Genomic DNA, 24,118 nt, shown 5'->3' on the forward strand with positions numbered 1-24,118 from the left:
AACATTATGAATAAATTTGAAAAACCATATTATACAGTTGATCCAACAATATATTGTTCAGGATCTATATTAGTAAATGATGTCCCTGTAATTGATTGGTACGGGATAGAAACGAAAGAAGGTGGTTTTGGAGGAGGAATTCCCATTAATCATGTACTGCTTCAAACAGGCATATACAAAGTAGTAGGCAAAATGTATCCTAGACATGGTAACAAAAAATTGACAGAAGAAGAAATTTTGTATATTGATTTTTATTGTGCAGAAGGCATTATAGGTAAAACTAAAGAAACACGAATTTCTTTCCATCCCAAATTAGAATCCCCATGGGATGGATTGAGTGAGAACATCAATTATCCTTATTTTGAAATTGCTACCGAAATAGAAGTAGAACTTCCGTTTGTATTAGACGGCTGGCAAAACTCGGTAGATTTATTAAAAATAGACGAGAAAGAATTGTTCAATAAAGTTTTGGCTTATTATAGACAAATTCATGCCATACTCAAAGAACATAATGCTGTAAAATTTTTAGAAATTTCGCAAGAGAAAATGAAATTGCAAGAAACAGCATTTTATTTTGACGAAGCAAGAAAAGAAAGTTTTAGAGAGGGTGCATTAGCATTATTTAATCAAAATTTAGAGGTAGAACCAATCATAGAAGGTGAGTTAAAACTAGAAGTAATGGGTTACGGCAAGTTAGTCCGACTTATAAAAAAAGATGGTAGCCAACCGCTACAATTCAAGAGTCCTGACACTAAAAAGCAAAGTAATGTAGAACTCGAAGTAAAACTCCACATGCGTAGTATTGAAAAAGGATTTAGTATAATATGACAATTATGGGCTTCATCATATTTTCAATATTAATATTTTCTCTTTATCTATCTTATAAAATTTTTATTAAGTTATCAAACAAAAAATATAATTATGAAGACTTTTTAAAGTATAAAAAAGAATATAATGAGTTTATAATTGAACCATTTGATTATGATTCATATTTAAAAATGAATCAAAAAGATGAAAACATTTTTGTTAATATTGCACAATACTTGTTTACATTTTTATTAGTTGTGATAATTAATTCATTATTTATTATTTTGTCTTACTCTTTTTATTGGAAAAAAACATTCAAAACTATTACAGAGAATAAATATGAATCAGAGGTTGTAGGATATGCTATTGAAACTTCAACTTCTTATACATTTAGTAAATTAGGAAGCAAAATTTTAATTTATTACCCAAAAGTAAGATTTATCAACAAAAATGGAATTGAAATTATAAAACAATTAGACGTAGGGAGTAATATAAAAGATAAATATAAAATTGGCAAAAAAGTAGTATTCACTTATAACGAAGGAGATGAATATATAAATATTATTAACGTTGATTGGATTTCTATAATAGGAACTATTTTTATCAGTGTAAATTCTTTTTTTTCATTTTTAGTTTCCTCATATCCTTTAAACCTAAATTTCAAACAAAGAATCACTAAGTCATTTTATTTTGGAATATTAATATTAAGTTTGAATATAATATGTATTCTAATTTTATATATTCAAATGTAAACATTATTGTAATATGCAAAGAAGAAAATTTATTAAGCAAACCACTCTCTCTGTTTTAGGAGTTGGGTTTATACCTCATATTTTATCATGCTCTGGCAAGACATTAGAAATAAGTTCATTAATTGGAAAAACAAACCAAGATTGTACAAACTTTAGTAAAGAAGGAAATGATTTTTTTTCGTATTATGCATTAGAAAATCATTATACCCATGAATTTATTAAAGGAGACAAGGCGTTTTTGTTTGAACAGGAAGACAAAATTATAGGATTCACAATAAAAGAACAAGGCATTTCTGAGGTAGAAAATTATATGGAAAAGATAACTTCATTATATGGTACGAAAGTAAAAGTTATAGATAATATTTTTGGAACTGAATATCTTTGGAAAACAAAAAATAAAAATATTAAGTTTTGTTATACAAAACCTTATGAAGGATTAGAACAAAATATGCATTATAGCGAATATTCTCCAAGTAGTAAACTAATTGTATTTTAAATTTAATACAGCAGGAAAATCAAAAGATTCAAAATTTGACATAAAAGCTGAGAAAAAGCTAAAAGTAGAATTAAAAGTAGGTTTGAAAATCAAAGGAGAAGCTGTTATAGCTGTAATCAAAGTAGAAGCTTATTTTGAGGCTTCGGCAGCTGGTAATGCCTCTGTTACATTTGGACATGGAATAAACTATGATGAAAAAGGACTGTATTATAGGCCAAAACTTGGTTTTGATGGTCTAAATGCTGAATATCTTGTTGAAATTAGTGCTAACTTGGCAATAGAAATTGTTAAAGACAAGCATAATGTTAAGGAAAGTAGAGGTGGAAAACATGAAATTGCAAAAGGAGAATATAAAAATATAATACCCCCTTTTGATGTCATTGAAAATTTGGCTAAATTATTTGATGTTGAGCCTAAGATTCCATTAATAATAAATGAAGATTAATAATTAAAAAGAAAATGAAAATGAAATATTTTATAATTTTTTTCACAGGAATGCTTACATTAATTTCCTGTACAGGGCAAAATAAAATTGATATTGAGACTATAGACTATAATCAAAATTTTATCAATTTTTTTAAAGAGAAAGATATTCAAAGAAAAATATTTGAAATGGAAGATGTATGGACTCATCTTCCTGTAACTTATACCTATGAAATAAATAAATTTAGATTTGGTGAAATAGATTTTAAGCTAGAATCAGAAATAAAAGGAGGAGATGACAAATCAGCATCTACTGTTAAGTTTTTTTGGAAAAATCAAGACATGACCATTAATAAAACAGAAGGCAAAATAATAGGCATTGAAGTATCCATAAATAATCTTTCTGAAGCTGAAAACTTAACAGATTACCTTAAAAAAAAATACGGCAAACCAGAATTACTTATTAATTTAAAGGAACCAAAAACTAAAAAAAATGCAATAATAATGGGGGTTGAAACGTATTATTGGGAATTGCTAAATAACGATTATTCTATAATTTATAATAAAAATTATGGAGAATCATTTAATCAGCAAAATTTACACGGACTTCTCTTTGTAATTAAAAAAAATGCAACAGTAAATTTATACGGTGAAGAAAAAAATGTAATAAAAAAAATGATATCATCCTTAAAATAATAAAAAATTAGAAAAATATGAAGGAGTTTGCGCAAGGAATATATTAATTAAGAAAGTTAAGAAATGAAAAAAGCAAAAATATTAGTGGTCGGTCTCGTTTTGATAGCATTACAATCATGCAACTCCCAAACAAAAAAGAATGTAGAAGATAAAAAACAAGAAGTGGAAAAACATACACCTGTAGCTGTTCCGTTTGATTTAGCCAATTTAACATTAAATGAAAATATAAATGATATTTTGACAGCTGTTAATTTATCAAAAAAAGACACAATTAATGCCGATTTCACTACTTTACTAGGTAATGAAAAGTTGGTTTTTGGCTCAGATAAAGCACTGATTTTTAATGGAGATAAGCTATCAGGGAAAAATGGTTTAGGAACAAACAATGTTATCTTTCATTATGGCAAAATTGATAAAGAAATTGGACCGCTCTATAATGAAAAGGAAGATGTTGTAGGAATGTGTCAAATAAATTTATATGATGAAACAACTTCTACTAAATTACTAAATTCACTTTATCTAAAATTGAACAAGCCAAATGATGTATATATGTTGAAACCAATTAAATCTTATTTGTGGATAAAAAATAATATTTGTTATTTCTATTTTACTAAAGATGCTGATGATTTTTATAGGGTTCTATTCATATTTAAAAAGAATGATAATGAATGGACTAATTTTATTAGTCATTTAGGTTTTGGTATTTCGAATTTAAAATTTAATAATTAAGTTATTTGATATAATTTAAAAAAGCATTTGTAAGAATGAAGAAGAAATTACTTTACTTTCCTATAGTTATTACTTTGATAATAGGCATAGGTGTTTTGCAGATAAAATATGGCAATGAGACACTGTTTTATTCATTCTTTTACAACAATGCATTAAAAAAATTATTTGATGATTATTCAAAAACACTAACTAAAAAATAAAATGACAGAACCATATTACACAATCGATTTTAGTGCATCAGCGTGCATGTTCGAAATCAGAGTAAACGATTATCCAGTAGTAACAATGAATATTGAAGGTCAGGCTGCAACCAATATTCCAATAAATTTTGCTATATTGGAAAGTGGATTACAAACAATATCTTCAAAACTACTTCCAAATCTTGGCGAAACACAATTAAATAGCAAAGCAGAACTTAAATTTGATATCAAACTTTTTGATGTTTCTAATGATTTCGTCTTTGATAAACAATTTGGAGAATATCAATCAGAACCTATTGATAATAAAAAGCCTCCAATTGTATCTTATACCAATACTTTTCAAGCCATAGTGCCATATAAACTAGATGCGTGGCAAAAAAGTAAAAATTTAAGAGATATTGAATTTTGTAAAATGAAACTAGATGCAGCTTATAAAAAGATAACCAAAATCATAGAAAATGGTAATTTTGAGGAGTATAAACAGCTTATTTCTAAAAGAGAAAATAATATGGTTACTTCAATGTATTTGTCAAAAAAAGAAGCAGAAGGCAGAATGATTGGATTAATAAAAGATTTTAATTCAGGGTTTAAAGTACAGCCAATTTCAGATGATTGCGTAATGATGTTCTATGCAAATGATAGAGTTGCTGCATTAAAAAAGACGAATGGTGAACCTGCTTTATTTTTATTTAATGAAGAAACACAAGAAGAGCTTATGCTAGATTTATCATTCCATATCCCAGAAGGCAAAACAGAATTTGAAGTAATTTAAAGATGTAATACAAATGAAGTTAGTACACATTATAGGTTTTATTCTATTCAATTTATTTATTTGCTTTACAATAGCAAAAAGGATGAAAAACAGTGGATGTTTATCATTTGGGTTTATTTTTTTACTGGTTTTTTCTGTATATTCTCTTTTTTTAAGTTGTTCATATATGTGTTATAGTATGTCTAAACAGTACCTCCTTGGCGACACTTATACCGCAAAGATAATTTCATATAGAACTTATACAGAGGAAAGAACGGACTCAAATGGAAGAGGCTCATCAAGGACTCGTTATGTTACGCTTCACGCACCTACACTAGAATTTATAGACAAAAAAAATGACACGAAAAAGTTAGAATCATCAACCCATTCTGGAGATGAACCAACGATTGGTGAGCAAATTAATATTTCATATTTAGAAGGAGAATCAACCGTAATCGAACACACTTTTTCTAGTTACTTTGGCCTATTTATAGCTTTTTTATTTTCTGTAATTTTTGGTTTTTTCTCAAAAGCACTTACAGCTTATGCTTTTGGTAGCCAAATGAATGGCTATTTAGAAACATTTGGAAAAGGTATGCTGTTTGGAGTTAAAATAGGATTAGTTGCTTTTGAAATTGCTTTAATCTATTCTTTGTATAAGATTTTTACGAATCAACTAACAACTCCTATTTGGGTAACAATTTTTGTTATAATTTGCATTTCGGCATTACTCCCTGCAATATATATGTTTTATAGAAAAAAATAAATGGAACAACCGTAAAGGAAAACATGAAAAAACAACAGGATATAGTACCAAAATAAACTTAATTTAAAAATGAGAAAATTAACCACAATAGCCATGATTTGCATCTTAATGCAAAGCTGTAATTCACAAATAAAAGATTTGGCAAAGATCAATTTTACTGAAAAAAGCGATACTTTTTTTGATAATATTCCTAATGAACATAAAGAAAATAATTCCATAATAGACTATAATTTATATAATGCTTACGATACTGAATCAGAAAAAGCACTTTGTTTTAACGGGATTGATTTAAGTGGATATAGAGATAAAAAAGGAGAATTTGGCACTAATTATGTCAGCTTTGAATTTTCAAAAAAAAATAAAATACTCAATTATTATTCTGTAGAATTATTCAATAATAAAAATATAAGTAAATTAATAGAAACCCTAAATAATAAAATAGGAAAGCCTGCTTACATCAGAATGCTTTTATCTAAACCAAAAAACAGCAATCCTGATGCTTTATTATGGGAAGATAGTACAAGCTTTTACACATTAACGAGGGCTACACAAAACCATTCTACCTTTATCGTTTTTAAAAAAAACAATTTATTAATTCGTAAAAACATTCTTTCTGCAGGTGATTTCCAATATTACGGTGATTATTTAGACTATTTAGAAGAAAAAAACAAGACAAACAAACAAATTTCTTATTATCAATACGCAAAAATTATGAAAAATGAGGGAACTGATTATTATATAAATAACTATGTTAAACCTTAATTATTTTGAAAACAATCATCTTATTAGCATGCATATTAATGCAAAGCTGCAACTCCCAAACAAAAAAGAATGTAGAAGATAAAAAACAAGAAGTGGAAAAACATACACCTGTAGCTGTTCCGTTTGATTTAGCCAATTTAACATTAAATGAAAATATAAATGATATTTTGGCAGCTGTTAATTTATCAAAAAAAGACACAATTAATGCCGATAATATAGTAGAAGAGATAAACAAACAAGTAAAGCATTATGATAAAGAAGTGATGTACAAATTTAGAATTGAAAGCAAATATGCCTTTGTAGAAGTTTTAATAAATGATATTCCTGTATATAAAAACAAACCAGATGAACCTAGACACCACCCAAATAAAAAAACAAGTAAACTCTAATCTTAGAGCCGAAATTTTGTTTTATGAATTGCAACAAATTCTTAAAACAAATAATCATGTCTTTGTGAAATTTGTAGGCGTTTCCAAAAGAAACCAATCCAAAGATATTGTGGATATTTCCACCATTTTATTTCAAGACGAAACAGGATATACCAATGAAGCGGTAGTGCTGCATTTAACAAAAAACAGCATTTATCATAATTTGCCCGAGTTGCTATTTCATCCGTTGAGTATTAGCAATGCCACAATGTCTAATAAAGAAATTGTAAACGAAGTCAAAAAAAACAAGGAAATAGAAGAATCTACTTTAGATTTTTTTATGCCTTTGGACAATGAATTATTCAAGCTAAATACCAAATTATTAAACCGAAGTCTTCATTTATTTAATGATAACAACGCTTTGTTTTTTAACATTCTTGACGAGCTTTTAGCCGTTGATTATGAGTTAAGTAGCCGTCAAAAGCAGAACTTGTTTTTATTTCTGTGCGAAGGCGATAAACGAAAAGAAAATTTACCAGAATTGGAACAACTTTTAAGTTTATTACTGGAAAATCCTGTGAAAATGAAATATAAAAAACATGTAATCAATCAATCGCCCTATTTAGGATTAGGCAATGCTGTTTTAGGCTTTGATTCAGGGCTTTGTGGTGCATTTGAAAGCGAAATTGACGATTTAGAAGTAACCCTATTTCTTGATGGATCAATAGATTACGATATTTTGACAAAAAAAATTGATTTAACCAAAAAAATAATAGAATTTTTTGTAATTTCGTGTCGAAAAATTCACATTTTATTTTTTAACAATTATCAATTAGGCATAAAATTAAACGAAAACTATTTAGGAATTAACACCATAATTTAAACCATGACCACACTACTTCCATTTTTTTTAAAGTACCTTTTGGCACCTTTTTTAATTCTGATAATTTCTTTTATTATGGGGCAATTTTCAGCCATAAAAGTAAAGATTAAATCAGCCATTATCTTTGTGCTTTGTTTTTCAATTTTAATAGCCATTACCAGTTTATTTGCTTTTTTCAACAACGAATTTATTTGGTTTGGATTACTATTTTCCATTCTTTATTATATTCTTTTAGGCATTGGATTGTTATATTACATGAATACCAATTTTTTTAAAGGCATAGGAATTATGGAATCATTGCTTGGTAAATTTTTCATTTTCCTAATAGTAACCATTTTATCTTGTTGGATCTACTATTTAGTATTCAATTTAATCGCTATTTCTAGTTATGTTCATTATATTATGTTTACTATTTTATGGGTTTTTGTCCCGTTTTTGTTTTCAGAACTAAAGCAAAAATACGTAGCCATTCCATACCCGTTTTACCAATCTTGGAAAGTTGGAACTGGACGTACAGACAATGAATATTGGGACAACATAGACAAGTTTCATTTGATGCAAGTTTCCATAAAAATCAAAAAAAGAAGCGACTCAGAATTTTTCTCAAAATTTGATGTAAAAATAGCACAAGAAGTAAATCTGGGCAGTTGGTTTGATAAATTTATTGAAGATCAAAACTATCGTTTTCCAAATGACGCCATCGAAACCAATGCAACCGATGAAAACATGGGCTGGATATTTTACACCCCAAAATACTTTAAATTTCCACTGTTCATAAGAAATTTAGACCCCACAAAACCTATTGCCGAAAGTAACATAAAAAATAAACAAGTGATTTTTGCTAAACGGGTTTCGTTGAATAATGAAGATGATACAAAATTGGGGGAGAATGACGATGTTTAAAATGATAAAAAAATTATAAAACATTTATAATATGACGCAGCAAAAACTTTTAGATATATCTACAATCAATTCCAACTTACGGACGGCTCTTTCGTTTAGTGCCTTTGATTTTAACACGAACAATGCACAAAGTGTTGATGCGTGGGCATCTGGTAGCTTAAAAAGAAATATTGAGAGCCAAATGAATTCTTGGGCGCAAAATCTAGTAGCAAGTAATAATTGCTGTGGAGAAGATCCTCCAGGAAGTGGTTTTAAAATTACTTTTGGTTTACAAATCAATTTAGACTACAAAGTTCGTTTAAAAGCAAATGTAAATCTTGGGTTTGGGCAACGTTCAGGTAACTTTGCAGGAACTGCCTCTTTACATTTATCGGCATATAATGGTGGATTAGGTGTTGGAATAGGTAAAAAAGATTTAGTGGTTGATATAACAGCAGCTGCAAATATTGTGGTGGGATATGGCGAAGGAATACCACTTCAATCCTATTCTTTGAACTACAATTCGCCTATTCCAATGCTCAATAACTTTAAAGGTTCATTAAGCTATGGTCAACTATTTACATGGAACTCTAAACTATATGAACGCGATTTTTCTTTTAGTGATTTACAACGAGAAGGTATGATTGGCTTCAGAATTGGCGATGTAAATGTTAGTTCTAATAATGATACCAAAAGATTATATATGGGCGGAGGAACAGACAAAGGTTGGACAGGTGGTATCTCTATTGTAACCCCTTTTGCCGAAGTTGGATTTCAAGATTTTTCAGGGGATTATTTAACCCAGACGATGGATGAAAATGGGAAATCCATTGATGTTAAACAAGAGGTTAATAGGGATGAGATATTAAAAAAAATCGAAGAAATCAAAAAATTAGATATTGATAAAGAAACCAAAAAAATAAAAATAGCAGAAAAAGAAACCGAATTAGCAAAATTAGTTTTTGATAACCCTTATCATCAACAAACAGATTATCAAAAAAATCTCAACAAAGCTTCTACCTATTTTAGAGTAAATAATAATGGCACAAACATAACTCTTGATATTATAGGCGAAGCATGGTTTCAAAACCTTATTCATAAAAAAATAAAAGATTTTAAATTTGAATATCAACAAAAAAAAGTAGAATTATGGGGTGGTATTTCAAAATAAATGAAGTTGCAAAAAAATATAGAATACAAAAAATACTACTTTTGCTTATTTATTGTTGTATTAATTTTTCTTGCGTTTCATTAAAAAAGTTAGAGCAAAACGACAAACAAGTTACTTTAACAAAAAGTAATTTAAATTTATTAAATGGAACTTATCAAAATAATAACGAAAATTATGATATTGAATATGAATATTTTTGGGGAAGTTTTTTAAGATCTAGTGAATTTAAAAAGGCATATTTATTAGCAAATAAGGGTAAACGTAATTATATAGTGTCAATAAATGTAATTTCTGAAAAAAAAATAAATATAGAAATTAGTATTAACGGTGAAGTTATAAAGTCAAAAATAATTAAAGGAAAAATAAAAAATGGTTATTTTGAACAAAATAGAAAATTATTTACAATCCCAGCTTTGTTAGTGAACGTTTTTCATAACTCAAAGTTAAGAATTGGGTTGTTAAATAATGGAAATATTATTACAGATAAAAAAAGTATCGAATTTGGAACATATTATTTTTTTTATCCTTTTTTAGAAAAGAAAAATTATATTAATCAAGAACACATAAAAACACAAACTCAATAACAAATGAAAAACACATACTTACCCATTAATTGGACAGACGGAGTAAAGCTCACAAAAGACCATTTTATCAACAACTATTTCAATTTTGTAGCAACCGTTAATGATTATACAAATGTAAGGTTGAATAATTACAACTACGGAATAGTTGATGAAGCCACGGATACATCTTTTGAAATGGAAACAAAAGCCAATAATGCTAACTTGGAAGTTTCCTTAAAAAAGTGTCATTGTATTGCCAAAAACGGACACTTAATTGTTTTTAATGCCGACATTTATGGCGAAGACTTTCCGCAAGCCTCTTTGTTTGGGTCTAGTTTAGACCCCAATGCAAACGATACGTTTTATGTAATTGTATCGGTAAATCCTTTTAACTTAATTCCTGTTGGTGTTCCGGACCCCGAGGTGGTACCACTTCATCATCCAAATGCTGCACCTGAAATAAAACTGCACATCATCAATAAAAACGAGGTAAATCCTAATTTTTTGGAAGGCTATTTTTTAATTCTAAAAAAATATAACTTTAAAAACGGTGTGTTTGATGAAGATACAAAATACATCCCATCTGTTTCAAAACTCAAAAACAACAAACTGTTGATTGATTTTAATAAAAATGCCACCATGGAATTGGAACAAATTTATGACTTTTCCATAAAAATCCATAAAAAGAACATTCATAATTCAATGAACAATAAATTGGTATTAAACACCTTTAGTCTTTGCGAAAAAATTATTGGTTTTTATACCGATGCTATTTTCTTTTTAAGAAATAGGGCTTTAGAAGAACCGCCCATTTTTATGCTGGAAAAAATGGTGATACTTTCTAATAGTTTAATGGCAACATTAGCATTAATGGACGAAAAAGAAAAAGAAATGTTGTTGCAATATTATTATGAATGGGTAGATATAAAACCATCGGAATTATTACAGGTAATTTCTCAAACTAATGGAGCAACTTATGACCATAACGACATTTATGTAACCTTGCAAAAAACAGATCAATTTATTGGAATAATAAAAAAACTATGGAAAAAACTAAGCGAATTAGAATACATAGGCGTTAGAAAAGAAAACATTGTAATTAGCGAAGAAACAAAAACCGCAGCTCCAAAAAGTAGAACTTGGTCAATTTTAGATTAATATTAGTATGATTTCTGCGAAACTATATATTTTAGGAGAAGAACGAGAATTACTTTGGATTAGCACAAATTATTTCAAAGGTACGAGAGCAGATGGTTCACTAACAAGCGAAGTAAATGGAGGGTTGTTGACATTATCTTTTGTTACTCAAGAAAGCGATGGGTTGTTTTTGGAAAATATGACAAAAAAAGTTAAAAATGAAACAGATAGAATGGAAAAAGGCAAAATACATTTTTTTGAGAATGGATTCAATGATGTACCAGCCAAAAAATACAAATTTGAAGATGCCTATATAATTCAATTTTCTGAAATATTTACTACTTATGAAACAGGAAGAATGGAAACTATATTAACAATTTCTCCTGCAATTCAAGATTATGGTAAACAAGTTATAAAACCTTGGCAAATATCTTGGCTTCCACCTAGTGAAACTGCTTTTTATCAAACGGCAAAGGCTACTGAAATAAAAGAAGAAAAAATAGTTGATGAAAATCCATGTGATTGCACAACTGCTGAAAAGGATAAATTGCAAAGAGAGGTAACAAATAAATGCAAGGGTGGAATTATGAAAAAATGCACTGATACAGATAATTGCGGCTCTTTAATTTCTAAAGAAGCCCAATTTAGAGAGTGCATGAATGCTCGGATAAAGATTAATACAAAATGTTTTAAAGGAGGTGATGCAGGACATAAATTACAAGTACAACAAGCAATAAACGGAATGATCAATTGCCAAAATTTAGCGATATTAAAATGTAAACCCAAAGAACCAACAAAACTTCCTGTAATTGACGAGAGTTTAAAAGAAAAAATTTCTAGATTAACAGGATTAACAGGAACAGCACTTATTATCTATATAATTTTATCTGAAGGAAGTAGGTTGTTTCCTCCAAGAAATTTAGTACCAATTCCATAATCAAAAAAAACAATATGAAAAAAGAAACTTTAATAGACGAAATAAAAAAAGCATTTGAAAATGAAAAATATCCTGGGGATAATAATTTAGTCTATAACAATTCAAGAGAACACTATGAATGCAATGAACTAAAAAATCAGTTTATTGGAAAAAAGTGGGTTGAAATTACAAATGAATTATTATTTGAAAACAAAGATGCCTTACCATTTTTTAGTAAAGAAGGATTTAAATATTATTTGCCTTCGTTTATGATATATATAATTAACGATTATTATGAATCAGATACACTTTCTGACAATTTAATTAGTATTCTAACCTTGCCTCAAGAAATCGATTTAGCAATAATGGCCAAGGATATTAATAAATTTGAATTAAACAAAAAAGTGCCTGAATTTGATTTTGAAAAGTATTTATATGAGCAATTAGAAACAATTAATGAAAGAGTTAAAGATTTTATATGTCAAGTAAAGTTAATCAATGTTGAACAAAGTAAATTAGTGCTAAAATTTTTACAATTTTTGCAAAATAATTATCCTAGTGAATATATAAACAATCCTGTGAAACCTCAAACAGCAATAGATAGATACTGGTTTCAATTTGAATAGTAAAATTAATATTAATAAAAAAAACATGATTCCATTAAATCAACCACAGATAAAAGAAACAAAACGTAGTTATTATATTATGTTTTCAATCACCTTTTTGTTTATATTTTCATGCTTAGTCATCACGTTAGTAACCGCCAACAAAGGCGTTGCAGAGCTGGAACAAAAGCATAAATATTATAACGATATTGTAGTTAAACAAGGCGAAATGAATTTAATTTTAGACGAAATTCTAGTGCAATTAAATGATTTGCGTTTTAAAGACAGAACTTTAAATGAACGCAAAAACCTACAATCATTAATCAATGAAAAAAGGTTTATCATCAATGCCGAAATTCAAAAAACGAAAAAAGATTTGAATAATCCGTTTACTTTGTATGAAGAATTTTTGTTGGAAATACAGCAAATTCAAACCAAAATAGATGTTTTAAAAGAAACCGAAGGGCTTTTTGCAATTAACAAAAAGCAACTCGAAAAGTGCATCGAAAAACAACAGGAAGAGATTAATAAATTAAATAAAAAATAAAATGAGTAAAGCAGTTGAAATAGACGAAAGTTACTGGAAGAATATAAAATTTAATTTGATATTTTTTGCATGTTGTTGTGTGATATATATCATTGTAACCAAGTTTTTATTAAAAACACCCGAGTTTGATAATACGGAAATGTTAAGCAGAATCAACGATTTTGAGAAAATTCAAACCCTTAAAAATGATTATACAAAAAAATCGCAAGAAATTTTTAAAACCATTGACACCATAAAATACGATGTCAATCAAGTGCAGCGAATTGATGAAATAAAAAGATACATTGCCGATTATAAACAACCTTATAAAGACAATGAATTTCATTCGTCCTATAATTTTTGTTTGATTGGCGGAAATATCTTGAATGTTTTTTTAGAATTAAATCTTGAAAAAAGCACTTTAGAAAAAAACAATACGTTGATTGAAACCAACCTTAACGAATGTAAAGCCAACTTTAAAGATGAACATTAACAATAAAACAAAAGCCTATATTTTAATTAGTATTGTTGCAATATTACTACTTATCGCCTTGCTATTTCCGTTCAATAAAAAGCTGAATAATTTGGACTATTTAATTTTAGACTCCAACAACAATCACTTGTTTGAAAACAACGAAAAATTGCAATTTAAAATTAACGATTCTACTTTATTAGAAGGAAAAAAAGCAGTTTGGTATTTTGGAAACGGCGATTCAATCGTGAGCAATAAATCGGTAACTTATAGCTTTACCCGAAACGGTAAATATTTGATTACGTTTCGTGTAGATGATAAATTTGATTTCTCCAAACAAATTAACATTGTCAACAACAAGTATTTTTCTGCTTACGACTCTATCCCAAAAGTGTTTTGCGAAGATTTTGCTTATGTAGGCGAAGAAGTTGTTTTTTCGAGTTATGCTCCAGGTTCCACAAAATGGTATTGGGAATTTGGCGAAACAGGAACTATAGATTCTTATGAAAAACAAGCCATTTATAAATTTACAAAACCTGGCACTTATACGGTGCAATTAGAAACCGATAAAACAAAATATCCCATTACAAGAGATATTGAAATTTATCCATTGTACGAAGCATTTAAAGAACCCGAAAAAATAGATTCAACCAGTATCATTACCAACGACATTAAAAAAAGACTACAAATTATTGCAGGGTTGAGTGTCAATAATCAGGCAGGTTTTAACACACAAGTCAATTATTTGAAAAAGAAATATTTTTGTCACGACCTTTCAAAAATTGTGGTGATAGTCAATGAAGAAAAATACAACGATTTTTTAAGCTATTGCCAAGGATTACACTATTTAGGAGGAAAATCGACCCTAATAAGCGATGTAAAAATAGATACTGTAAAGTGTTTCAAAGAGATAAAAGTAACACAAACATTGAAAAAAGCGAAGTAATTATGATAACACAAAAAATAATTTTCGGAATAGACCGTAAAGAAATCTCACACTTTACGTCAATAGAATTGCACCAAACCATCAACGACCACCATACTTTTACAATCAAAGTACCGCATTCAGTTATAGAAAAACCTCGGGCATATACCATGCAAAATGCTCAAAATTGGTTGGGAAAAGTGGTGCATATTCAGCTAGAAAATAAAAATAATTTTTTGGGTATTATAACAGATATTGGTTATGAATTAAACAAAGACCTCGTGGGCAATCAACTTGTTTTAAAAGGTTATTCTAAAACCATTTTGCTCGAATCGGGTCAAAAACTACATTCTTGGGAAGATACCACTTTGCAAGATATGATTAGAGAAATTATCAAACAAGGTGCGGGCGAACAACTACAAAACGACATTCAACCCGAGTTTAACGCTAAAAACAATTCAAAAATTGATTATCAAACCCAATACATGGAAACCGATTTTCAATACATCCAACGATTGGCAAAAACCTACAACGAATGGCTGTTTTATGATGGCGAAAAACTGTTTTTTGGAAAACCTAAAGACATCAATACAAAAGAAAAAATAAGCCTAACTTTTAACCAAGATTTATACACTTTTAATTTGAATATTCAAGCCAAGCCTGTTCAGTTTGGAGCGTTTACCTATAACGAAGATAGCAACAAACTCTACCAAGCCAAAACCCAAGATAAGGTAGAAGGACTGCCTTTATTAGGAGAAAAAGCCTTTGAAGTTTCAGAAAAGTTATACAACACAACCTCTTTTGAATACGGACGATTTTCTACAGGCTATGATGGCAATTTAGAAATGGCACTTAAAAGCCGCCAAGAAGCCACCATGGCAGATGCTAATTATGTTACCGCCACAAGTAGCAATAGCAAATTAAAAATTGGAACAATTGTTACCATAAACGCTTTTGAAGAAAAAATATTGTCGCCGCTAGACTCTCGTTGGAATCCCAACAAACCTTTTTTTCAACTAGAGTCAATTGGGCAATACATCATTACCGAAATAACCCACAAAGCCACCGATATTGGCGAGTATGAAAATAGTTTCAAAGCCTTGCCTGCTTTCATTAAAAAACTGCCCGAACCACAAATAGCTTTTCCAATAGCCGAAACCCAGCAAGCTATAGTTATAGACAACAACGACCCAAAAAAACAAGGACGTGTACGTGTGCAACTACAATGGCAACAAGCCAAAAACCTACGCTCGCCATGGATAAGAGTAATGACACCCGATGCTGGTAGTAGTAACGAAGTCTCTAAAAACCGAGGCATGGTTTTCATTCCAGAAGTGGGCGACCAAGTCATGCTGGGCTTTCGCTACAACGACCCCAACCGTCCGTTTGTATATGGTAGTATGTTCAACGGCACAACAGGTGCAGGCGGCAAAGAAAAAAACAACATCAAAAGTTTGAGTAGCAAAAGTGGCAACATCATCAAGCTCGACGACAACAAAGGAAGCGTTTATATTTCAGACAAAGGAACAGCAAACATACGGTTTGATGGTGCTGGAAATGCGACTACTAATGCTAATGTTAATCACAATATTAACGCAGGAAATAAACATTCTATCAAAGTAGGAGCAACAAAAGAACAGCCACCTCAAACAACTTTGGCAATGAATGCCGATGGTAGCATTGTTTTAGACGGAAAAACAAGTATTACCTTAAAAGTTGATGAAAACACCATTACATTAAACAAAGAAGGCATAAAAATAAGCTCGGCACAAGGTACTATCGATTTAGAAACATTAGTTGGAGCCTTAAAAATTGTAAGTGCAGGGGCATTAGATATAACAACAGATAGCGAACTTACCGTTAAAGCTGGTCCAAGTGCACACATTTCTTCTGGAGATACTAATATTATGTAGCCATGGACGAACTAGAATACATCACCAAAGATGCACTAATGATGTGCGACCAAGGCGGAGCTCCCGATTTTTTTAAGCCAACCTACAACGACAAGGTAAAAATTCACGGTTGTTTGGTAGCTACCACAAAAGATGCCGTGCCTTTGAGCAATATACCCTCTTTTAAGATTTGCAAAGTAACACAAAAGCCTTGCATGCCAGCTACTGTACCGTTAACATGGCAAGACACTTGGCAAGTAAAGATAAACGGCAAAAATTCATTAATTGGCAAAAGCACTTGCCAATGCCCCATTGGAGGCAAAATAGAATTTATGACCAGCGGACAAGTACCCATGCCTGCCGATGCCATGGCAGAAGTAAAAGAAATGCAAGAGCAAGCCCAGCGAGAACTAGACGACAGTGGCAATGGCGATAGCATAGGCGAAGCAGGCTTTGCCGAAGGACTAATACCCGTGTGGGGAAGCGGTAGAGACCTTATAAACGACATACAAACAGGCGATGGTTTGGGAGCCGTTATGAACGCAGGATTTCTAATTTGGGATGTTGCCTCCATAGCCGCAGGTTGCGTTACATTTGGTGCTGCAACAGCAGCCATGCAAGGAGCAAAAACAGGACTGAAAGCCACCTTAAAAGCTGGCGGTAAAGTAATAAAAAATTCCGCTTTGAAAGCTTTAGGCAAAGTTGGATTAAAAAAATTAAGCAAAGAAGCCCTTAAAAACAGTATTGATGATGTAGCCAAAAAGCTCCTAAAAACCTGCGTTTTCGCTTGTTTTCCAGCAGGAACACTCATACAAACCCAGCACGGCACAAAACCTATTGAAGACATACAAATAGGCGACCTCGTGTGGGCGTATGACGAAGACACTAACACCACAGCCCTGCAACCCGTAGTGGATATAATGGAAAACGAAACCGACCACACCATAAGCCTCTACACCGAAACCGAGGTTATAGAAACCACCGCCACACACCCTTTTTACACCCAAGACGGCTGGAAAGATGCTTCTGAGTTACAAGCAGGCGACCAAATAAAAACCCAAAACCACGAAAATGTAGAAATAACAGCCACTCAATTTAATTACGAACCCAAAAAAGTATATAATTTTACGGTGGGTAATTTTCACACATATTTTGTGGGGTTGAGGGCTTGGTTGGTGCATAATGCAAAAAAATGTGTAAGTAAAGTTGTTGAACAAGTTATTAATTGGTCTACGAAAAGCACCAAAACATTTGGGCATGCTTTTTTAAAACATGGAGAGAAAAATTTAAAAAAATTAATAGAGATTGCAAGGCAGAAAAAAATCCCCCAAGGAATGTGGAAAAATAATGAACAAGCGGCTGAGATTATAAAGAAAAATTTTGATAATCTTATAGAAGGAGAAAATATTATTGATATTCCAAAAGGGATAGGGCAAGTTATCAATCCAGATGGAAGTATAATCGAAGCCACGAAGGCAATTGTAGTAAAAAATGCAGATGGAGCAACAAATATATTAACAACCGCATACCCAAAAATAATACCTTAAGATATGAAATTTGATATTATATTACCAATCGCATTTAGCAAATTAGAAAACTTTGAATTTGAAATGTATGAAGAGGATTCCCTAATAGAAGCATTATCTATTGTTGAAAATGCTTTAGATGAAATTGAAGGCAGCAAATTCTACTTTAATGCTTTAAAAGAAATTTGGAATGTTACTGTTTTTGGAGATTTTTCAGTTTTTTTAGAACAATTACTAAAAATAGTAAGTGTGATTAAAGAAAAAAACGACTCTTATATTTTAGATTTTTATGAGGTGGGAACAAACAGAAAATTATTACTAAAAGTAATAGATAAAGATTTTATAAAAATAGAAAATGCTTCAATAAACACATGGAAAAATTCTAATATTGAAATAGTTGAAAAAAACATACTCTATAATGACATCAAAAATTTCGTAAAAAAAATTAGGAATTCTATAAACATTATAGCTCCTGAAATAAACACAATAGAAGTACTCAATAGTTGGTATTTGGAGATATTGGGAGATAATCCATCAAAAGAAGAGCAACAAAAACGTCCACCAGGCACTTTTTCAGTTTTCGATTAATTAGTTTCAAAATAATAAAATAAAAAAGTTCTTTGACATAGCCACCGCCACACACCCTTTCTACACCCAAGACGGCTGGAAAGATGCTTCTGAGTTACAAGCAGGCGATAAAATTAAAACACAAAACCAAGAAAATATAGAGATAAAAGACACAATATTTAATTACGAACCCCAAAAAGTTTATAATTTTACCGTGGGTAATTTTCATACCTATTTTGTGGGTGCGTTGGCGTGGTTGGTGCATAATGCTGGGAAGTGTTTGTCTCAACTTGCAAAAAATGGGTTAAAATATGCACAAGATATGTTGAGGGGAATTGAGTTCAATAAAATCATGAGCAAAAAAATGGGTGCAGAATATGTGCATGAATTATGGACGTTAGGCATGAAAGGTAGAGTAGATTCTTTCCTTAAAGGAGGTGGAGAAGTCATAAGCCGAAAAGCAACCCAACTAGCCGAAATAACAGAAACCACCGCAAAAAAATATATTGATGAAATAGGTAATAAGTATGCTGATAAAGGGGTGCAAAATATAGAAAGAGCAGGTGCGGAAAAACTCACAGGCAAAAAAATATTACAAATACCCAAACAAGAAACCTCTATTCCAAAAGATATTTTGGATTATGCAGATGAAGCAAAGGTTACAATACAAGAAATAAAAGACGTAACAATGGAAATGTTAAAAACGTGGTAAAATTAAATCAATATAATATGCAAAAATTAAAATTTATTTATCAAGACTGGAATAGAGCTTATTACAAGTTACAATCTGAAGAGGTAACTCTTCGATATTACAACAATTTTTACAAAAACAAAATGCCCAAAAAACTACTGCAAGAACACACCAAAACAGTAGAAGATTGGGCAAAATTTGCCTACACTGCCAATAAAGAATTTATGAAAAGAATGTGGGCAGGAGAGTTTTCTATTAGTGAAAAATCAGGATTGTTTAACGATAAAGTAGATGAAATAGCAAGATTATTTAATGTTACGGCACTTTTTGAAGACACCAATCAACCCTATGCTTATTTAGAATTCACAGGAATGTTTGCTACTTTATTTTTTATAGATGAAAAAAACAGGGTCTATATGCAATATTCTTTTCAAAATGACACTTCAAAAGTAGGAAACGAATACAAGGACAACTTTAAGAAAGGAGATTTGTTTTTAATAGAGCTAGAAATTTTCATCTTTCCAGAAGAAAAAATTAATGATGATTGGAAAAACAAAGACTATATTTCTTATGCTTTTAATCCTGATGGTTATTTGTTGGTTACAAAAATTTTTGATGTTCATGGAGAACATTTAATTGAGAAATATGAAGCTAAAGCTCCTGTTAATGTAACCAGCAATTGGGAGCCTTATCCAAAATTTGGAGAATGGGATAGTATTTTTAGAATGAAAAGATGGAAAGAAGGAGAATTAGCCAATTTGATAGATGAAAATGACAATTCAAACACAAAAAATGAGGATAATCCATCAAGTGAAGAACAACAAAAACGTCCACCAGGCACTTTTTCAGTTTTCGATTAATTAGTTTCAAAATAATAAAATAAAAAAGTTCATTGACATATTTACATAAAAGCAGGCGGAAAAGTAATAAAAAAATCCGCAATGAAAGCTTTAGGCAAAGTTGGATTAAAAAAATTAAGCAAAGAAGCCCTTAAAAACAGTATTGATGATGTAGCCAAAAAGCTCCTAAAAACCTGCGTTTTCGCTTGTTTCCCAGCAGGAACACTCATACAAACCCAGCACGGCACAAAACCTATTGAAGACATACAAATAGGCGACCTCGTGTGGGCGTATGATGAGGATACCAACACCACAGCCCTGCAACCCGTAGTGGACATTATGCAAAACGAAACCGACCACACCATAAGCCTCTACACCGAAACCGAAGTTATAGAAACCACCGCCCTACACCCTTTTTACACCCAAGACGGCTGGAAAGATGCCTCAGAATTGCAAACTGGCGACCAAATAAAAACCCAAAACCACGAAAATGTAGAGATAAAAAACACAATATTTAATTATGAACCCCAAAAAGTGTATAATTTTACCGTAGCTAATTTTCATACATATTTTGTGGGAGTGCTGGCGTGGTTGGTGCATAACTCGCAAAAATGCTTATCACAAATGATATTGGAATCTCAAAAATGGTTTCAAAACATAATGAGAGGCAAAAGTTTTAATATGGTTATGAATAATGCTTTACGTGGTAAATTTGGAGCAAGATATTTAGACGAAGTTTATGTGGCATTGAAAAACGGAAAAAACGGATATATTGATGGTTTGATAAAAGGTAAAGCAATCATTGAACGAAAAGCCACTGATTTAGCCAAAGTAACCGAGCAAACCGCAAAAAACTATATTAATGATGCCGCTAAATACAAAGATGCAGTAATGAAAAATGGCGACAAGCTTAAAGAAAAAGTTTACTTACAAGTAGAAAATATGAAAGGAGTTTCTCAAAATGTATTAGACCATGCCGCCGATAAAGGAGTAGAAATAATAGACGATATTTCAAAATTATTTTAATAAAATCAAACTATGTACACAATAAAATTTTTACAATATAACGACTTGAGAAAACAAGTATTGAATGAAAAAATTACTTTAGAAAATGTAATTGATATTTCACTAGAAGGGAAACCTTCTAAAGAAGACAAACTTCATTTAACCGATGTAGAAACATGGGCAAAATATGCATTTGAAAATGAAAAAGAATATTATACAACAATATATAAAAATGACAAACCTATTGCTTGTATTGATAATTATTTTTTAGGAGTAACCATTGATTTTTTAACTTATAACCAAGGAGAATTATTTATTTATTTATCTATGAGTTATCAAAAATATGATGTCATAAATCAAAATAAAGATGGGAGTTTTAATCGTTATTCAGATGATAAAATGTTCTTACGCCAAATTAATTTGTTTTCATCAGACGAAGATAAAGATGTAAATAATAGAATATTGTTTAAAGATAACGGCATAATGAATGTAGAAACTATCACAGAAATAAGAAGACCAGAACCCTTTATGGATTATGAAGAAAAAGAAACTTCAGTAAATATTACAAATAACTGGATTGATTGTCCAAAAGATTATAAAGATTACGAATATTTATTAGATTATAAAAACATCCTAAAACCCGAATATTTAAATTTATAAAAAACACCACCAATGGCAGTTGTAAAACCAGACAATTTCAATGCAGATTATATCTTGCACAACCAAAGCATTTTCAAAATGGGAGCAGAAAATTCCGACTTGAAAATGAAAGGTACAACGCATTTGTCGATGCGTCAAGAAGTTGTAAAAAACAAAATATATAACACAATAATCACACAATCGCAAAAACTAGAAACAGATAATGCCGATTTAAAACCCGCAATAGAGGAACTTAATTATATAGCCAACATCTCAAAAAAAATAAAACTAATCCGAAACAGTTCAGGAAAGATAACTAGTGTAAACAAAAAATCATTAAATGAAGATTGGAAATTTTGGAAAAAAAACAAAATCCAAAAACTTATTCCAGAAGAACACAAACAAAGAAAGTTTATTAAAAAATATGAAGCAGGGCTACACTATTTTGAACAAGGACTTCAAAACAGCCTATCGCACACCCTTTTATTGCCCCAAATTTACAACGCTTTATACCGATATAATAGTTACCAAAAGCCAATAACAGCAACTATAAAACAAGCATCAAAACTTATTGACGACTTAAATATTGAGTACTGTTTTTATCCCTTCTTCATCAAAGAAGAAGCCAACTTGCTCATTATGTGTTTTGAAACTAAAATCAGTAACCAAAACCAAATTCTAGATAAAATACTACCGCTATACAAACAAAATAAAAATTTTACTATCGAAAACTACGATTTTAAAATCATAACTAAATATTTCCTAGAGCCCACAAACTATAAAATTCTCTATGCCGAATTACAATTAATCGAAAAAATGCACGACAATTTATGTTATGAAGTAAATATAAATCTGTCCGAAAAAAATGTAGCTGTAGAACCCTTAAAAAAACGAGCTGCCAAAATACTTAAAGATAAGCCCCTTTCTAATGAAGTAGCGGGTAATCTAAATTTAAACATTCAAAAAGAAGTGCCAAAAAAACCACTATTTGAAGCTAAACTAGAACAAGAAAAAAAAGCAAAAGAAAATACTAACGAATCTATAGCAATAGCTATTATGCTTACAATAGTATTCTCAATAATAATTTTGTTTCTAATCTATGGCTAAAAAAATAAAAATTTATATATTTACACTTTAAAACTTTAAACTCAATCATTATGGCATCAGTATCAGAACTAGGGCACAACAAAAACGTTGCCAACTTAGCAGCGGGAATTTTAATTTTAGAAGAAATGGGATCACTTTATAATCCCTCAAACTCAGCTATTTTATTGTCTAATTTAAACCCTATTAAAACAGAGCTTAATGGAACAATAGCCGTTTTAAACGAAAAAAAACCAATCTATAAAAATGCGGTGGCACTTCGTGAAATGAGTATTGTATCCTTGAGCAAAAAAACCACTAAATCACTCAATTATTTCAAATCCCTAAGCGTTTCTTCAACCGATAAAGAAAACGTTACCAACCAAGTAAAAAAAATTAGAGGCGATAAAAACCCAAAAAAAATAAACCCAGAAACCACCGAAACCCATGCCATTTCCACCGCTCAAATGAGCTATGATAGTCGAATTGCAAACCTAGACACCTATATCAATCAACTGGCATCGCACCCAGAATATGTGCCAAACGAAACCGAAATTCAAATAGCCTCACTACAAGCTTATCATCAAGAATTAGTAACCGCAAGCAGTTTGGTCAACGCAGCTGGCAATGCACTAATTACCGCTCGTACAAGCCGAAACAATGTTTTGTATTACAACCAAAACAACGTTTTCAAACTCATGCAAGAAGTAAAAGCTTATCTAAAATCATTAGGCGAAGCAGGATTGCCCTACTATAAAGCATTCGTAAAATTAAAATTCAGAAACATAAATTAATAATAAGTAGTAAAAAGCAAACGTCAATTAGCGTTTGCTTTTTAGACTACCAAAAACAATTTTTGCAGGCGTACAAATAACAATTTAATACAGCATTTAATGTCGTTTAGTATTCGTAATATAGCAATAATGGCACTTTTTCTTTATCAAAGGTTTAAACTTTGATAAATATGATAGATTCGAATGAATGCTTAACTAAATGACATTGATATATCTTTTAACTTTGCATAATAAATGAAACACATTTTCAAA

General features: G+C 30.4%; 29 protein-coding genes. All 29 read left to right on the forward strand.

Annotated features, from left to right (window positions below):
• The first annotated feature begins 6 nt into the window (after positions 1-6).
• The 29 genes from FBFL15_RS14140 to FBFL15_RS14280 all read left to right on the forward strand — a co-directional run bounded on the left by FBFL15_RS14140 (position 7) and on the right by FBFL15_RS14280 (position 23,866).
• Entirely contained in the window at positions 7-828 is an 822-nt protein-coding gene (locus FBFL15_RS14140; protein WP_014085226.1) for a hypothetical protein, read from the forward strand.
• Entirely contained in the window at positions 825-1,559 is a 735-nt protein-coding gene (locus FBFL15_RS14145; protein WP_014085227.1) for a hypothetical protein, read from the forward strand. The genes FBFL15_RS14140 and FBFL15_RS14145 overlap by 4 nt, the downstream gene beginning before the upstream one ends.
• Before the next feature lie 13 nt (positions 1,560-1,572).
• The gene (locus tag FBFL15_RS14150) at positions 1,573-2,055 is read left to right on the forward strand and encodes a hypothetical protein (protein ID WP_014085228.1); all 483 of its coding nucleotides are present in this window, start codon (positions 1,573-1,575) and stop codon (positions 2,053-2,055) included.
• Positions 2,045-2,500 carry a hypothetical protein gene (locus tag FBFL15_RS14155; protein WP_014085229.1) on the forward strand — a complete coding sequence of 152 codons (456 nt, stop codon included), beginning with the start codon at positions 2,045-2,047 and terminating at the stop codon, positions 2,498-2,500. Before FBFL15_RS14150 ends, FBFL15_RS14155 begins: the two co-directional genes overlap by 11 nt.
• A 20-nt stretch (positions 2,501-2,520) precedes the next feature.
• The gene (locus FBFL15_RS14160) at positions 2,521-3,174 is read left to right on the forward strand and encodes a hypothetical protein (protein WP_014085230.1); all 654 of its coding nucleotides are present in this window, start codon (positions 2,521-2,523) and stop codon (positions 3,172-3,174) included.
• 63 nt (positions 3,175-3,237) lie between these two features.
• Positions 3,238-3,903, forward strand: coding sequence for a hypothetical protein (locus FBFL15_RS14165; RefSeq protein ID WP_014085231.1), 666 nt, complete (start codon positions 3,238-3,240; stop codon positions 3,901-3,903).
• A gap of 201 nt (positions 3,904-4,104) precedes the next feature.
• Positions 4,105-4,875 carry a hypothetical protein gene (locus FBFL15_RS14170; protein WP_014085233.1) on the forward strand — a complete coding sequence of 257 codons (771 nt, stop codon included), beginning with the start codon at positions 4,105-4,107 and terminating at the stop codon, positions 4,873-4,875.
• 178 nt (positions 4,876-5,053) lie between these two features.
• The gene (locus tag FBFL15_RS14175) at positions 5,054-5,620 is read left to right on the forward strand and encodes a hypothetical protein (RefSeq protein WP_044032330.1); all 567 of its coding nucleotides are present in this window, start codon (positions 5,054-5,056) and stop codon (positions 5,618-5,620) included.
• 69 nt (positions 5,621-5,689) lie between these two features.
• Positions 5,690-6,382 (forward strand): hypothetical protein, encoded by a 693-nt coding sequence (locus FBFL15_RS14180; RefSeq protein WP_014085235.1) that lies wholly within the window; start codon positions 5,690-5,692, stop codon positions 6,380-6,382.
• A 92-nt stretch (positions 6,383-6,474) separates the two neighbouring features.
• The gene (locus tag FBFL15_RS14185; RefSeq protein ID WP_148267927.1) at positions 6,475-6,771 is read left to right on the forward strand and encodes a hypothetical protein; all 297 of its coding nucleotides are present in this window, start codon (positions 6,475-6,477) and stop codon (positions 6,769-6,771) included.
• Positions 6,728-7,633 carry a hypothetical protein gene (locus tag FBFL15_RS14190; RefSeq protein WP_014085237.1) on the forward strand — a complete coding sequence of 302 codons (906 nt, stop codon included), beginning with the start codon at positions 6,728-6,730 and terminating at the stop codon, positions 7,631-7,633. Before FBFL15_RS14185 ends, FBFL15_RS14190 begins: the two co-directional genes overlap by 44 nt.
• Positions 7,634-7,708: 75 nt before the next feature.
• Positions 7,709-8,536, forward strand: coding sequence for a TssN family type VI secretion system protein (locus FBFL15_RS14195; protein WP_148267928.1), 828 nt, complete (start codon positions 7,709-7,711; stop codon positions 8,534-8,536).
• Between the two features lie 31 nt (positions 8,537-8,567).
• Entirely contained in the window at positions 8,568-9,686 is a 1,119-nt protein-coding gene (locus FBFL15_RS14200; RefSeq protein WP_014085239.1) for a hypothetical protein, read from the forward strand.
• Between the two features lie 41 nt (positions 9,687-9,727).
• Complete coding sequence (locus FBFL15_RS14205; RefSeq protein WP_148267929.1) at positions 9,728-10,270, forward strand: hypothetical protein; 543 nt, start codon at positions 9,728-9,730, stop codon at positions 10,268-10,270.
• A gap of 3 nt (positions 10,271-10,273) precedes the next feature.
• Positions 10,274-11,407 carry a hypothetical protein gene (locus tag FBFL15_RS14210; RefSeq protein WP_014085241.1) on the forward strand — a complete coding sequence of 378 codons (1,134 nt, stop codon included), beginning with the start codon at positions 10,274-10,276 and terminating at the stop codon, positions 11,405-11,407.
• A 7-nt stretch (positions 11,408-11,414) separates the two neighbouring features.
• Positions 11,415-12,323 (forward strand): type VI secretion system tube protein TssD, encoded by a 909-nt coding sequence (gene tssD / locus FBFL15_RS15865; RefSeq protein WP_014085242.1) that lies wholly within the window; start codon positions 11,415-11,417, stop codon positions 12,321-12,323.
• Between the two features lie 14 nt (positions 12,324-12,337).
• A complete protein-coding gene (locus FBFL15_RS14220) occupies positions 12,338-12,928 on the forward strand; it encodes a DUF6714 family protein (protein ID WP_014085243.1) in 591 nt (196 codons plus the stop codon).
• Positions 12,929-13,007: 79 nt separating this feature from the next.
• The gene (locus FBFL15_RS14225) at positions 13,008-13,454 is read left to right on the forward strand and encodes a hypothetical protein (protein ID WP_231847471.1); all 447 of its coding nucleotides are present in this window, start codon (positions 13,008-13,010) and stop codon (positions 13,452-13,454) included.
• Position 13,455: 1 nt separating this feature from the next.
• Positions 13,456-13,926: a type VI secretion system transmembrane protein TssO gene (locus tag FBFL15_RS14230; RefSeq protein WP_014085245.1), complete on the forward strand. Its 471-nt coding sequence runs from the start codon at positions 13,456-13,458 to the stop codon at positions 13,924-13,926.
• Entirely contained in the window at positions 13,916-14,851 is a 936-nt protein-coding gene (locus tag FBFL15_RS14235) for a PKD domain-containing protein (RefSeq protein ID WP_014085246.1), read from the forward strand. The genes FBFL15_RS14230 and FBFL15_RS14235 overlap by 11 nt, the downstream gene beginning before the upstream one ends.
• A gap of 2 nt (positions 14,852-14,853) precedes the next feature.
• Positions 14,854-16,743, forward strand: a complete 1,890-nt coding sequence (locus tag FBFL15_RS14240) for a type VI secretion system Vgr family protein (RefSeq protein WP_014085247.1) — start codon at positions 14,854-14,856, stop codon at positions 16,741-16,743.
• A gap of 2 nt (positions 16,744-16,745) precedes the next feature.
• The gene (locus FBFL15_RS14245; RefSeq protein ID WP_050881314.1) at positions 16,746-18,269 is read left to right on the forward strand and encodes a polymorphic toxin-type HINT domain-containing protein; all 1,524 of its coding nucleotides are present in this window, start codon (positions 16,746-16,748) and stop codon (positions 18,267-18,269) included.
• Between the two features lie 3 nt (positions 18,270-18,272).
• Complete coding sequence (locus FBFL15_RS14250; RefSeq protein ID WP_014085248.1) at positions 18,273-18,836, forward strand: hypothetical protein; 564 nt, start codon at positions 18,273-18,275, stop codon at positions 18,834-18,836.
• 37 nt (positions 18,837-18,873) lie between these two features.
• A complete protein-coding gene (locus FBFL15_RS14255) occupies positions 18,874-19,527 on the forward strand; it encodes an HINT domain-containing protein (protein ID WP_262493588.1) in 654 nt (217 codons plus the stop codon).
• 17 nt (positions 19,528-19,544) lie between these two features.
• Positions 19,545-20,366, forward strand: a complete 822-nt coding sequence (locus FBFL15_RS14260) for a hypothetical protein (protein ID WP_014085249.1) — start codon at positions 19,545-19,547, stop codon at positions 20,364-20,366.
• A gap of 81 nt (positions 20,367-20,447) precedes the next feature.
• Entirely contained in the window at positions 20,448-21,371 is a 924-nt protein-coding gene (locus tag FBFL15_RS15870) for a polymorphic toxin-type HINT domain-containing protein (protein WP_050881315.1), read from the forward strand.
• Between the two features lie 12 nt (positions 21,372-21,383).
• Positions 21,384-22,010, forward strand: a complete 627-nt coding sequence (locus tag FBFL15_RS14270; protein ID WP_014085250.1) for a hypothetical protein — start codon at positions 21,384-21,386, stop codon at positions 22,008-22,010.
• Between the two features lie 12 nt (positions 22,011-22,022).
• Positions 22,023-23,096 carry a hypothetical protein gene (locus FBFL15_RS14275; protein WP_014085251.1) on the forward strand — a complete coding sequence of 358 codons (1,074 nt, stop codon included), beginning with the start codon at positions 22,023-22,025 and terminating at the stop codon, positions 23,094-23,096.
• A gap of 50 nt (positions 23,097-23,146) precedes the next feature.
• Positions 23,147-23,866, forward strand: a complete 720-nt coding sequence (locus FBFL15_RS14280) for a hypothetical protein (RefSeq protein WP_014085252.1) — start codon at positions 23,147-23,149, stop codon at positions 23,864-23,866.
• Positions 23,867-24,118: the final 252 nt, after the last annotated feature.

It is taken from the genome of Flavobacterium branchiophilum FL-15 (assembly GCF_000253275.1).
In the GTDB taxonomy this organism is placed as follows: Bacteria; Bacteroidota; Bacteroidia; order Flavobacteriales; family Flavobacteriaceae; genus Flavobacterium; species Flavobacterium branchiophilum.

What these genes read in the sequence shown, in the direction of transcription:
- FBFL15_RS14140 (WP_014085226.1), top strand. Translation starts at nt 7, where the DNA reads ATGAATAAATTTGAAAAACCATATTATACAGTTGATCCAACAATATAT.
- FBFL15_RS14145 (WP_014085227.1), top strand. Translation starts at nt 825, where the DNA reads ATGACAATTATGGGCTTCATCATATTTTCAATATTAATATTTTCTCTT.
- FBFL15_RS14150 (WP_014085228.1), top strand. Translation starts at nt 1,573, where the DNA reads ATGCAAAGAAGAAAATTTATTAAGCAAACCACTCTCTCTGTTTTAGGA.
- FBFL15_RS14160 (WP_014085230.1), top strand. Translation starts at nt 2,521, where the DNA reads ATGAAATATTTTATAATTTTTTTCACAGGAATGCTTACATTAATTTCC.
- FBFL15_RS14165 (WP_014085231.1), top strand. Translation starts at nt 3,238, where the DNA reads ATGAAAAAAGCAAAAATATTAGTGGTCGGTCTCGTTTTGATAGCATTA.
- FBFL15_RS14170 (WP_014085233.1), top strand. Translation starts at nt 4,105, where the DNA reads ATGACAGAACCATATTACACAATCGATTTTAGTGCATCAGCGTGCATG.
- FBFL15_RS14175 (WP_044032330.1), top strand. Translation starts at nt 5,054, where the DNA reads ATGTCTAAACAGTACCTCCTTGGCGACACTTATACCGCAAAGATAATT.
- FBFL15_RS14180 (WP_014085235.1), top strand. Translation starts at nt 5,690, where the DNA reads ATGAGAAAATTAACCACAATAGCCATGATTTGCATCTTAATGCAAAGC.
- FBFL15_RS14190 (WP_014085237.1), top strand. Translation starts at nt 6,728, where the DNA reads ATGAACCTAGACACCACCCAAATAAAAAAACAAGTAAACTCTAATCTT.
- FBFL15_RS14195 (WP_148267928.1), top strand. Translation starts at nt 7,709, where the DNA reads ATGGGGCAATTTTCAGCCATAAAAGTAAAGATTAAATCAGCCATTATC.
- FBFL15_RS14200 (WP_014085239.1), top strand. Translation starts at nt 8,568, where the DNA reads ATGACGCAGCAAAAACTTTTAGATATATCTACAATCAATTCCAACTTA.
- FBFL15_RS14210 (WP_014085241.1), top strand. Translation starts at nt 10,274, where the DNA reads ATGAAAAACACATACTTACCCATTAATTGGACAGACGGAGTAAAGCTC.
- tssD (WP_014085242.1), top strand. Translation starts at nt 11,415, where the DNA reads ATGATTTCTGCGAAACTATATATTTTAGGAGAAGAACGAGAATTACTT.
- FBFL15_RS14220 (WP_014085243.1), top strand. Translation starts at nt 12,338, where the DNA reads ATGAAAAAAGAAACTTTAATAGACGAAATAAAAAAAGCATTTGAAAAT.
- FBFL15_RS14225 (WP_231847471.1), top strand. Translation starts at nt 13,008, where the DNA reads ATGTTTTCAATCACCTTTTTGTTTATATTTTCATGCTTAGTCATCACG.
- FBFL15_RS14230 (WP_014085245.1), top strand. Translation starts at nt 13,456, where the DNA reads ATGAGTAAAGCAGTTGAAATAGACGAAAGTTACTGGAAGAATATAAAA.
- FBFL15_RS14235 (WP_014085246.1), top strand. Translation starts at nt 13,916, where the DNA reads ATGAACATTAACAATAAAACAAAAGCCTATATTTTAATTAGTATTGTT.
- FBFL15_RS14240 (WP_014085247.1), top strand. Translation starts at nt 14,854, where the DNA reads ATGATAACACAAAAAATAATTTTCGGAATAGACCGTAAAGAAATCTCA.
- FBFL15_RS14245 (WP_050881314.1), top strand. Translation starts at nt 16,746, where the DNA reads ATGGACGAACTAGAATACATCACCAAAGATGCACTAATGATGTGCGAC.
- FBFL15_RS14250 (WP_014085248.1), top strand. Translation starts at nt 18,273, where the DNA reads ATGAAATTTGATATTATATTACCAATCGCATTTAGCAAATTAGAAAAC.
- FBFL15_RS14260 (WP_014085249.1), top strand. Translation starts at nt 19,545, where the DNA reads ATGCAAAAATTAAAATTTATTTATCAAGACTGGAATAGAGCTTATTAC.
- FBFL15_RS15870 (WP_050881315.1), top strand. Translation starts at nt 20,448, where the DNA reads ATGAAAGCTTTAGGCAAAGTTGGATTAAAAAAATTAAGCAAAGAAGCC.
- FBFL15_RS14270 (WP_014085250.1), top strand. Translation starts at nt 21,384, where the DNA reads ATGTACACAATAAAATTTTTACAATATAACGACTTGAGAAAACAAGTA.
- FBFL15_RS14275 (WP_014085251.1), top strand. Translation starts at nt 22,023, where the DNA reads ATGGCAGTTGTAAAACCAGACAATTTCAATGCAGATTATATCTTGCAC.
- FBFL15_RS14280 (WP_014085252.1), top strand. Translation starts at nt 23,147, where the DNA reads ATGGCATCAGTATCAGAACTAGGGCACAACAAAAACGTTGCCAACTTA.